At 71.0% G+C, this 10,383-nt stretch carries 9 protein-coding genes; 2 read left to right on the top strand and 7 right to left on the bottom strand.

The features are described from left to right. Positions 1-50 precede the first annotated feature (50 nt). Positions 51-995: a methionyl-tRNA formyltransferase gene (locus Q2K16_RS00570; RefSeq protein ID WP_302742844.1), complete on the bottom strand. Its 945-nt coding sequence runs from the start codon at positions 993-995 to the stop codon at positions 51-53. 126 nt (positions 996-1,121) lie between these two features. On the opposite strand from Q2K16_RS00570, the gene Q2K16_RS00565 reads away from it, so the two are divergent. Continuing rightward, the gene (locus Q2K16_RS00565) at positions 1,122-2,474 is read left to right on the top strand and encodes a lysine N(6)-hydroxylase/L-ornithine N(5)-oxygenase family protein (protein WP_302742842.1); all 1,353 of its coding nucleotides are present in this window, start codon (positions 1,122-1,124) and stop codon (positions 2,472-2,474) included. 271 nt (positions 2,475-2,745) lie between these two features. Here Q2K16_RS00565 and Q2K16_RS00560 read toward each other — a convergent pair whose 3' ends face one another. From Q2K16_RS00560 to Q2K16_RS00540, 6 genes are all read right to left on the bottom strand, one after another. Further along, positions 2,746-3,624, bottom strand: coding sequence for a DUF2470 domain-containing protein (locus Q2K16_RS00560; RefSeq protein WP_302742840.1), 879 nt, complete (start codon positions 3,622-3,624; stop codon positions 2,746-2,748). Positions 3,625-3,762: 138 nt separating this feature from the next. Beyond that, positions 3,763-4,059, bottom strand: a complete 297-nt coding sequence (locus Q2K16_RS00555; protein WP_302746334.1) for a DUF1540 domain-containing protein — start codon at positions 4,057-4,059, stop codon at positions 3,763-3,765. Positions 4,060-4,300: 241 nt separating this feature from the next. After that, on the bottom strand, positions 4,301-4,744 hold the full coding sequence (locus Q2K16_RS32975; protein ID WP_368052554.1) for an integrase core domain-containing protein: 444 nt from the start codon (positions 4,742-4,744) through the stop codon (positions 4,301-4,303). Then, positions 4,741-4,893, bottom strand: coding sequence for a hypothetical protein (locus Q2K16_RS00550; protein WP_302742838.1), 153 nt, complete (start codon positions 4,891-4,893; stop codon positions 4,741-4,743). The genes Q2K16_RS32975 and Q2K16_RS00550 overlap by 4 nt, the downstream gene beginning before the upstream one ends. Further along, positions 4,886-8,542 (bottom strand): nSTAND1 domain-containing NTPase, encoded by a 3,657-nt coding sequence (locus Q2K16_RS00545; protein ID WP_302742836.1) that lies wholly within the window; start codon positions 8,540-8,542, stop codon positions 4,886-4,888. Before Q2K16_RS00545 ends, Q2K16_RS00550 begins: the two co-directional genes overlap by 8 nt. A gap of 52 nt (positions 8,543-8,594) precedes the next feature. Then, entirely contained in the window at positions 8,595-8,942 is a 348-nt protein-coding gene (locus tag Q2K16_RS00540; RefSeq protein ID WP_302742834.1) for a hypothetical protein, read from the bottom strand. A 16-nt stretch (positions 8,943-8,958) separates the two neighbouring features. Here Q2K16_RS00540 and Q2K16_RS00535 point away from each other — a divergent pair, with 16 nt between their 5' ends. Continuing rightward, positions 8,959-10,377, top strand: a complete 1,419-nt coding sequence (locus tag Q2K16_RS00535) for a DUF4153 domain-containing protein (protein ID WP_302742832.1) — start codon at positions 8,959-8,961, stop codon at positions 10,375-10,377. The last annotated feature ends 6 nt before the right edge of the window (positions 10,378-10,383 follow it).

Below are 10,383 nucleotides of genomic sequence, written 5' to 3'. Positions count from 1 at the left end.
GGCCCATCGGGCGCGAGCCCCGGAGGCCCGTACGAATCAGCGCCCGCGCGTCACGGGTGGCTGGTGAGGTAGCCGCCCATGGTGCGGAAATACTCGGTGGCGGCCAGTTCGGTGCCGTCGTCCAGGCGGACCCGCTCGACCGCGAGGCCGCGGCTCCTGCCACGGCGGGCCTCGGCGCCGGCCACGATGACGACGGCGTCACCCTCGCGGATGAAGATGCGACCGGGCGTACCGCCGTAGTTGCCCTGCGAGACGGACGCGGCGATGATGCGCAGTCGCCGCCCCTGGTGGAAGGTGTACGCGTTCGGATAGGGGTCGGACTGTGCCCGGATCAGCCGGTCCAGTTCCTCCGCCGACCAGGTCCAGTCGATGCGGTTGTCCTCGTCGGACCGCTTGTGGAAGAAGCTGGCCTTCGAACGGTCCTGCGGCGTCCAGTCGGTCCTACCCGAGGCGATCAGCGCAAGGCCGTCGACGGTGATCGGCCCGAACAGTTCCAGGGTCTTGTAGAAGAGGTCAGTCGTGGTGTCCCGTGGGCCGACCGGCACCGACCGCTGCAACACGACGTTCCCGGCGTCCAGCTCCGCATCCATCATGTGCGCGGTCACCCCGACCTCCTTCTCGCCGTTGATCAGGGCCCAGATCAACGGCGAGAAGCCCGCGTACGCGGGGAGCAACGAGTCGTGCACGTTGAGCGTGCCGCGTCGGGGCAGCTCGAAGATCTGCGGTGGGATCCAGGTACGCCAGTTGGTCGCCACGATGACGTCCGGATCGGCCTTCTCCAGCGGAGCCAGCAGATCGTCGTCAGGCCGGTCGCGGACCTCGACCGGAACGCCGTGCGCCGCCGCGAGGTCGGCGACCGAGTCGCTCCAGATCCTCTCGTACGCATGGTCACTCGGTGGATGCGTTACTACGAGGGCGACCTCGTGCTCCGAGTCCAGCAACGCCTGCAGGGTCCGATGCCCCCACGTCTGGTACCCGAACATGACTACCCGCACGGCGCCTCCTGGCCCATCCAACTCAGCGAAAGTTAGGTTAGTCTAACCTAGCTTTCAGCCGTCCCCGGGGGCGGCTCTTTCATGCGCAGGATGTCGACACGCTCGACCTGACGATGAGGACCGCCGATGTCACAGGCCGCTCCGAAGGGCACACCGCCGGTCTACGACCTGCTCGGAATCGGCTTCGGTCCGTCCAATCTGGCCTTAGCGGTCGCCGTGCACGAGCACAACGGCGGCCCCGGTGCGGCCGACCCGGTCACCGCCGTGTTCCTGGAGCGCCAGGCCCGGTTCGGCTGGCACCGTGGCATGCTGCTGTCGGACGCGACCATGCAGGTGTCCTTCCTCAAGGATCTGGTCACGCTGCGTAACCCCACCAGCGAGTTCAGCTTCCTGTGCTACCTGAAGGACCGGGGACGGCTGATCGACTTCGTCAACCACAAGAGCTTCTTTCCGCTGCGGGTCGAGTTCCACGACTACCTGGAGTGGGCTGCGGCCAAGGTCGGTGACCTGGCGCGCTACGGCCAGGAGGTCACCAGGGTCGTCCCGGTGCTCCGCGACGGCGTCGTCGAGGCGTTCGACGTGCTGGTACGCCACGACGACGGCGGGGCCAGCTCGTTCCGCGCCCGCAATCTCGTCATCGCGACCGGGCTGAAGCCACAGCTCCCGGCCGGCGTGGAGGTCTCCGATCAGATCTGGCACAGCCGTGACCTCCTGACCAACATCGACCGGCTCGACGGCACCGATCCGTCCCGGTTCGTCGTGGTGGGTGCCGGACAGAGCGCCGCCGAGGTCACCGCGTTTCTGCACGAACGGTTCCCCACCGCCGAGGTGTGCGGCGTGTTCTCCCGGTACGGCTACAGCCCGGCCGACGACAGCTCGTTCGCCAACCGCATCTTCGACCCGGCTGCCGTGGACGACTACTTCACCGCACCGGCCAAGGTCAAGACAATGCTGATGAACTACCACCGGAACACGAACTACGCGGTCGTCGACGCCGACCTCATCGAGGAACTCTATCGACGCTCCTACCAGGAGAAGGTGACCGGCATCCATCGGCTGCGGCTGCTCAACATGTCCCGCCTGACCGGAGCCCGCGAGCGCGACGGCAGGGTGGCGGTAACCGTCGAAATGCTGACCACCGGTGAGGAGTCGGTCCTCGACGCCGACATCCTGGTCTGCGCCACCGGCTACCAGCCGGTCGATCCGTTCCCACTGCTCGACGACGCAGCCCGGTACTACCACCGGGACGGGTTCGGCCGGGCAGTGGTGCAGCGCGACTACCGCCTCCAGGCGGACGCCTCCGTGTCGGCCAACGTCTACCTTCAGGGAGGCACCGAACACTCGCACGGCATCAGCGCCTCGCTGCTGTCCAACGCAGCCGTACGCGCCGGCGAGATCCTCGGCTCCATCGTCGGCCACCGGACCGATGACCGTCGGATGCCCGCCCGCGCCACGGCGACCGCGGGTGTGCCGGACTGACGGACTCGAAGCCGAGCTTCCCGGGGCGGTGCGGGTCGCCGGTGCGGAACTCGGGCGGCTCGTGTGGCAGGACATCCCGGTGGCTGATGTGGGACCGGGTTCGACGGCGACGACGTGGACCAGCGGGAAGACCGAGCTGGCGGGCGGCGATCGCGGTTGCTTCCTGGACATGGTCGCTGGTGGACAGCAGCGCCGCGGGTGCGATCGCCGCCGCGCCGACGGCTGTCGCGTCGCGGACGGCGCACCGTTGCACGACGGTGCCGGCGCACCGTCACACCGGCGACATGCCGCACGCGCCCTTGGGGAGATCGCACACGGCCACCGGAGTGCGCTGGGTACTCGCCGTGCTCCGGGGTGGGCAGGCGGACCCGCGCCGCGCCGCCTGGGCAAGCAGCATCCGCAGCCCTTCGGCGAGGCTGGCGTGGCTGGTGAGGCGGTGGGCGAATGGTAGCCGGACGTCGGTGTGCCGGTCGGGTGCCTCTGCGCGGAGCACGATGCCGTCGGCGTCGACAGCGACCGGTACGACCCGGGCCACCCCGACGGTGAGCGCCGGGTCGACCAGCGTGGCGAGCCGATCGAGGACATCGCCGTGACATTGGGTGAGATGTTGCAGGTCTCGGGCTTGATCGGCGGCGAGCGGGTCTGGTTGCGCAGCGCGGAAGGCGCTGACACTCACGGTGGTGCCGCCGGTGTCACGGGTAAGGCCGACCTCGACCGGTTCGACCGCCCACAACGCGACGGCGGGCAGGTCGAGCAGGAGCATGATGGTGTCGCTGTCGCATGAGTCCAAGATGCCCGGGTCGAACCGGCGCGAGGTGCCCAGCACCTGGACTCGGGCCCACACCCGGGACCTGACCGCGACCGGGACGAGTTGCGTCACATCGAGCCGCACCGCTCCCGGCTGACCACGTGCGGCCACCAGCAGGCCGCCGGTGGGGGTCATCGGATCAACCGCGAGGACCACCGTGCCGTCGTGCAGGATGGTGTGCGCTTCGATGAGGTCGGCAGCGACATCGCCAAGTTGGAGCCGCAGGGAGGGACTGGCGGCCAGGGCGGACCGTGCCAGCACAGCGTCCGGATCGGCCGGAACGGCGGAACACGGCACGGTGTCCGTCAGCTCCGCTGGTCGCTCGGCAGGATGGAGCACCATGTCAGTCCCCTCGGCTACGAGTAGAGGCGAGCTCAACCCAGGGACCTGACTTTAGTAGGTAAGCCTTACCTTGCCAAGCGGCGTCGGTCGCATCGTCCGGCCGATCTCGGCGCTCTGGTGACGTTGCCCCGGCGACTGTCAGGCAGGCTGATAGGTGCGACAGTCACTGGCGGTGACGCCGGGACCGACGGAGATGGACTCTGCCGTGCAGGCGAGGTTGGTGTTGTAGGTGCACTCGGCACGCGCGCACGCGCCCACGGTGCCGGTCACCTCCGCGATCCCGGCCTGCAGCGATGACTCCACGAACGTCGCGCAGGACGCCGCCTCACCCGTCGAGGCCACCGTGATCGCCGGAGCATGGCAGCCACTGTCGTTGAAACTGCAGGCGGTAGCGGCGCATTCACGAACCGGAGTCATTTGCAGTAGGGTCCTCATGAAATCCTCCAATTTGGCGATTGGCAGGGCGTGCCCGCCGCGCATTCTTGCATGACAGTTCAGCATTGCCCATCGGCCGAGGAATTGCTCCACCGCCGATCGGCATCCTGCGGTCGAATTCGTGACACCACCCTAGCAGCAAAACGTCGGGGCGGTGAACTTATCGCCGCTCCCGCCCGACGTCACGTCGAAAGCGCGCCTGACCAGTTAGGCAAGCCTGCCTTAATTAGGTAAGCCTGCCTTATTCGGCGCACTGCGACCACCTCGATCCCACCGGAGAGGAAACGGCGAACATCCGCATTCTGCCCTGCACCAGGGGCTCGAACCCTGATCCTGGACACGGCGTCGATGCGGCCGGGGCCAGCGTGGCTGATGCCGGGCGGGTGTTCTTTTCGTAGGTGATCGGTGATTGGTGTCCGAGCCGCGAGTGGCGTCGGACAGTGTTGTAGCGGTGTAACCACCGGAATGCGGCGAGTCGCGCCTTCAAGCCCGACGCCTTACCGGGTCTCGCGCTCGAAGGCGCGTTGAACGACTCCGCAGCCGCCTTGTCGGCGGCGCTGGCGACCGCACTCATCGACTGCCGGACACCGGTGACCCGGCATGCGGCGGCGACGGCCCGGGAGGCGTATCGGGCGAGATGACGCGCATTCTTGCACCGAGGAGGCGCGCCACCGACATGCGTCAGTGCGCGCGGAAGCCGTTCCCCAGGTCGAACGTCGCGCCCTCGGCCCTGGCGCGCAGCGCGGCGGCGATGCGGCGGGCCAGCAGCTCCGACACCCGCTCCCGGATCTGCTCCTCGGTGCACCAGGCCCAGCTGCGCAGCTCGTCAGTCACCGGCGGAAGGCCAGAGGTCGGGGTAGGTCGATGCGGGCGCGGTGGGGTCGGCTCCCTGGCCGGAGGGTAGCTCGGGGCAGAGACGCCGGTAGGGCTCCGACCCGACGTGGTAGGCCCATTCGCCGTCGGTCAGGTTCCGTCCCGCTCGGCGGCAGAGCTCGGCGGGCCAGGTGTCCGGGGTGGGGGTGAGGCGGGCGGTGCGGTCCCAGGAGGTGGTGGCCAGCGTCTTGCCGTTCGGGCTGAAGGCCACCGCCGTGACCCAGCCGACGTGACCGGTGAGACCGACGATCGTCCGGCCACGGTCGCGGTCCCACAGCCGGGTGGTGCCGTCCCGACTGCTGGTGGCGATGGTCTGTCCGTCCGGGCTGAACGCGACCGCGATCACCTCTGCGGTGTGCCCGGTCAGGACGGACACCACCCGACGGGCGGCGACGTCCCACAGCAGGGCGGTGCCGTCGGCGGGGGCGATGGCGAGGGTCCGGCCGTCCGGGCTGAACGCCACCGCGTTCAGGTGGCCGGTCCTGGGTGCCAGGGTGACGATGGTGCTGCCGGCGTGAGAGTCCCAGAGCCGGACCGTGCCGTCGGTCGAGGCGGTCGAGGCGGTGCTGCCGTCGGGGCTGAAGTCCACGGCGTCCACCCAGCCGGTGTGGCCGGTCAGCACGGCGGACGCACGGCGGGTGGTCAGGTCCCACAACCGGGCCGTTCCGTCGGTGGACGCGCTGGCCAGGACTTGGCCGTCGGGGCTGAAGGCGACGGAGGCGACGCCGTCGGTGTGCCCGGTGAGGGTGGCCTTCTGTTGGCGGGTGCTGGTGTCCCAGAGTCGGATCCGGCCATCCTTGTGCCCGGTGGCAAGGGTCGTACCGTCCGGGCTGAACGCCACGGTGAAGACGAAGCCGGCCCGGGCGTCGAGGACGGCGAGCTGACCGTGCCGGGCGGTGTCCCACAGGCGGACGGTGCCGTCCCTGCTTCCCGTGGCGACGGTTCGGCCGTCCGGGCTGAACGCCACCGCGTCGACGTAGCCGGTGTGGCCCCCGAGCGTGGCGACGGATCTGCTCGTCCTCGTGTCCCACGTGCGGGCGGTACCGTCCCGGCTGCCGGTCACGACTGTCGTACCGTCGGGGCTCGTCCCCACGGCGAGCACCTCGTCGGTGTGGCCGGTGAGGGTGGCCAGGGGCTGGTGCGTGGTGGTGTCCCAGATCCGCGCGGTGCCGTCCCAGCTTCCGGTCACCACGGTGCGGCCGTCGGCTCCGAACGCCACGGCCCGCACGACGCGGGTGTGCCCGACGAGACTGGCCCGGGACTCGTGGGTCGTGGCGTCCCAGATCCGCGCGGTGCCGTCTGCGGAACCCGTGACGAGGGTCGTGCCGTCCGGGCTCAGCGCGACCGCGAAGACCTCGCCCGTGTGACCGGAGAGGATCGTCGTGTGACGGGTCGCCGTGTTCCACAGCCGGGCGGTGTCGTCGTCCCCGCCGGTGGCCAGGATCAGCCCGGCGCGGTCGAAGGTCACCGCGTTCACCGGGCCGTCGTGGCCGACCGGCACGGGCCGGGAAAGGCCGGTGCGGGTGTCCCAGAGCCGGACGGCACCGTCGGCGTACCCGGTCGCGATGGTCGTGCTGTCCGGATGGAAGGCCACCGTGTTGACTGCGGCGCGACCCGTCAATGTGCCGAGGGGGTGGTGGGTGGTCGCGTCCCACAGTCGCACGGTGCCGTCGACTCCCCCGGTCGCCAGCAGGCGTCCGTCCCGGGTGAAGGCGATCGACGTCACGGCACTGCCCTGGGTGAGCGCGGCGGTCGGGCCGGCGGTCCACAGCCGTACGGTGCCGTCGTCGCCGCCGGTGGCGACGGTGCCGCCGTCGGGGCTGTACCCGACGGCGGTCACCGCGCCGGAGTGTCCGATCAGTGGCCGCGCGACGTGCATCGGGGCCGAGAGTGCCGCCTGCGCGCTGGCCACGGTCTGCGCCGTCACGGAGTGGCCGAGCCCAGCCAGGGCCAACAGGTTCGCCAGGTCAGGCTGGGTCGCCAGCACCGCGCGCGACTGGGCGGCCAGACTGTCGGCGACGGCGAGGTCACGTTGGGCGTTCGCCGTGACGGTCTGTACCACGGCGAGGACGGCCAGCAGGCTGACCGTGACCAGGCCCGCGACCAGGCTGCCGATGGTGACCCGCAGCCGCCGCCGGCGGCGGGCGTGCTCGCGGGTCTGCCGGGCCAGGCTGGCGGCGAGGAAATCGCGTTCGGTCCCGTTGAGGGCGTCGGTGTCCCGGTCGGCCCAGCCCGCGAGCAGACTGCCCCGGTACAGGAACGCGTCGTCCTCGTCGTGGGTCGCCCAGTCGGTGGCGGCACCGGTGAGGCGGCGGTGGGCGCGTAGCGACTCGCGGTCGGCGGCGAGCCAGTCCCGAAGGGTAGGCCAGCCCCGGATGAGCGCCTCGTGGGCGATCTCCACGGTCTCCTCGCCGATCGTCACCAACCGGGCCGCCGCGAGTCGTTCCAGGACGTGCGCGGTGACGGCGTCGTCGCCGAGTTCCGCGCGGGCGACTCGCCGGCGGGTGTCCTCGGTGCCGTCGCCCAGCGCGGTCAGCCGCAGCAGGATCCGTCGGACCGCCCGGCGGTGCTCCTCGTCCAGCTCCCCGAACACCCGATCGGCCGACTGCGCGAGCGCGCCGTCCAGGCCGCCGGCCGCCTCGTAGCTGGCCAGGAACAGCCCGGCGCCGCGCCGCCGCCGCCAGGTCTCCCACAGGGCGTGGGAGACGAACGGCAACACCGCCGGCCGGGACGCCGCCTCGGCGATGATCGTGGCGACGAGGGTCTTCTCCACCATCAGCCCGGTCCGGGCCGCCGGTTCGGTGACGACGACCGACAGTTCCTCGGGAGTCATCGGGCCGACCAGCAACTGCGCGTCCTGCAGCGCCGCCACCAGCTCGGGCACGCGGGTGCAGTGCGCGTAGAAATCGGCCCGCAGGCCGATCACCACCCGGGTGCGGCCGCCCGCCTCGCCCGCCACCGCGAGCAACGCGCGGATGAAGGTCTCCCGCTCGGACTCGTCCGCACAGAGGGAGAACACCTCCTCGAACTGGTCGACGATCAGCAGATCGTCGGCGCCCGCCACCGGGTTGTCCGCCAGCTCCCGCATGGGGTGGGCACCTGGGGTGATCACCACGGTCGGCAGCTCCTCGTTCGCGCACCAGGCCGGCAGCAGACCGGCCCGCAGCAGGGACGACTTACCCGAGCCCGACGGCCCGACCACCGCGACGAACCGGTGCCGGGCCAGCCGGTCCGTGAGGTCGGCGACGAGGCGGTCCCGACCGTGGAACAAGTCCGCGTCGTCGGGTCCGTAGGCGGCCAGGCCCAGGTACGGCGGCCGGTCCCCGACCTGGTCGGAGGCACCGGTCGCCGGTGACGCCGCGGCGTCCAGTTCCGCGACCGCACTCCGCCAGCGGGCCGTCCACTCGTCGGGGTCGCCGGCGCAGGCGCGGGCGTACGCCACCGCCACCGCCAGGGTCGGCAGCCGGTCACCCGCAGCGGCCTGCGCCAGCGCGGTTGCCGAATAGTGCGCCCGCTTGGCCAACACGCGGTACGTCGGATTGCCCGCCGACTGCCGCAGTTCCCGTAGGGCGACGGCGAACCGCTGCGCCGGCCCCTCGCCCGGATCCACCGGACGCTCCGGACGCGGCATTTCCCACCCCCAACGACAGGTGCGAATGCTATCAGCGGCCGTCGTCGAATCGCCTGGTCGACGGTTGTTCAGTTCCCACGTCCGGAAACTGGACAACCTCGATCCACAGAAACGGCCGAATCGGTTGTCCACCGTTGTTTGTCCATGCCGCGTTCCCGAAGCCGGACAACCCGCCGCCCACTAGACACAGATCCGCACGCCGCGTCACCGCGTCCGAAGGGAATCTGATGTCGTTGCCCGACACGACCGCCACGCCACCGGCGGGCGAGCCACCCGAGCCGTCGTCCTCAGCGTCGTCCTCGACCAAGCCTTCGTCGCCGGAGTCCGGGCCGCCCGAAGCGACGCCCGCGCCACGGCCCCGAGCGGCGGTCACCGCCACCGCGGGCGCCGCGATCGTGGCGGCCGTCGCGTTGTCGTGGGACCGGCCGGGCATCGGGTGGCTGCTGACCGCTCTCGCCGTCGCCACCGCGACAGTGGTCTCGGCCGGCCGCGGTCGTGCGTGGTCCGGTCGTACTGCGGTCCGGGCCGGCGAGGCCGTGGCCGTGGTGGCGCTGATCGCCGTGGGCGCGGTGCGCGCGGCGGAGTGGCTGTTCGTCCTGTGCATGCTTGCCGCCGGGGTGGTCGGTTGCGTGGCCCTGACGGATCGCTGGTCGGCTGGCGGTTTGGTGGCCGCCCCGCTGCGGGTGGTCGGTTCCGTGCCGGCCGCGCTGCGGTGGCTGCTCAGGGACGCGATCAGGTTCAACGTTCAGGATCGGGGTGCGGCCCGGCGGACCACCACCGCCGGGCTGGTGGCGGTGGCGTTGCTGGCGGTGTTCGGGTTCCTGCTGGCCGAGGCGGACGCGGCGTTCGCCGAGGTATTGTCCGTGCTGATCCCGTCGGTCGACGGCAGCACCTTGGTGCGGTGGCTGGGGTCGGCGGTGGCCGCCGTCGTGGTGACGGCGGTCGCGGCTCACGGTCTGCTGAGCGGCACGACGGTGCCCGAACCGGGGTCGCGGCTGGGGCTGGTCCGCCGGGTGGAGTGGGCCCTTCCGGTCGGCGGACTGGTGGCACTGTTCGCGGGCTTCGTCGCGGTCCAGGCGACGGTCCTGTTCGGCGGCGGTGAACACGTGGCGAAGACCGCCGGGCTGACGTACGCCGAGTACGCCCGGGCCGGCTTCTGGCAGCTACTGGTGGTCACCGGGCTCACCGTGGTCGTGGTGGGCGTGGCGGCCCAGATCGCGCCCCGGGCCACGGTGTCCGACCGGGTGCTGCTGCGCACGCTGCTGGGTCTGCTGTCGGCCCTGACCCTGGTCATCGTCGCCTCGGCCCTCTCCCGGATGGCGGCCTACGAGCAGGCGTACGGGTTCACCAGGCAACGGCTGCTGGTGACCGTCGGCGAACTGTGGCTGGGAGTGCTCTTCCTGCTCACCCTGGTGGCCGGGATCAAGCTGCGGGGACGATGGGTGCCCCGGGCCGCCCTCGCCGCGGCCGTCGGCGCGCTGATCGGCCTGGCCGTGCTCAATCCCGACGCGTTCATCGCCGAACAGAACGTGAACCGGGCCGAGAAGCACGGGATCGACTTGTACTACCTCAGCACCCTGTCCGCAGACGCCGTTCCGGCGCTGCAGAAGCTGCCGGAGCCGTACCGCTCCTGTGCGCTGGCCGTGATCGCCGACGAGCTGAACGGCGGCTCGGCACCCTCGTCGGGGTCCCACGGGCGCGACGCGTGGCAGGAGTGGAACCTGGGCCGCGCCACCGCCCGGGCCCACCTCGACGATGAGGCTCTGCGTCCGTGTTCGGCGGCGTACGGGCGGTACTTGCCTGACGCTGACTGAGCCTCC

Origin of the sequence: Micromonospora cynarisoli (assembly GCF_030518815.1) — a bacterium.
GTDB lineage: Bacteria > Actinomycetota > Actinomycetes > Mycobacteriales > Micromonosporaceae > Micromonospora > Micromonospora wenchangensis.
This window is presented reverse-complemented; position numbering and strand designations above follow the sequence as displayed.

Bases quoted from the DNA above. Each gene is read 5' to 3' on its own strand.
- Q2K16_RS00560 (WP_302742840.1), bottom strand. From the start codon at position 3,624: ATGGTGCTCCATCCTGCCGAGCGACCAGCGGAGCTGACGGACACCGTG.
- Q2K16_RS00555 (WP_302746334.1), bottom strand. From the start codon at position 4,059: ATGAGGACCCTACTGCAAATGACTCCGGTTCGTGAATGCGCCGCTACC.
- Q2K16_RS00565 (WP_302742842.1), top strand. From the start codon at position 1,122: ATGTCACAGGCCGCTCCGAAGGGCACACCGCCGGTCTACGACCTGCTC.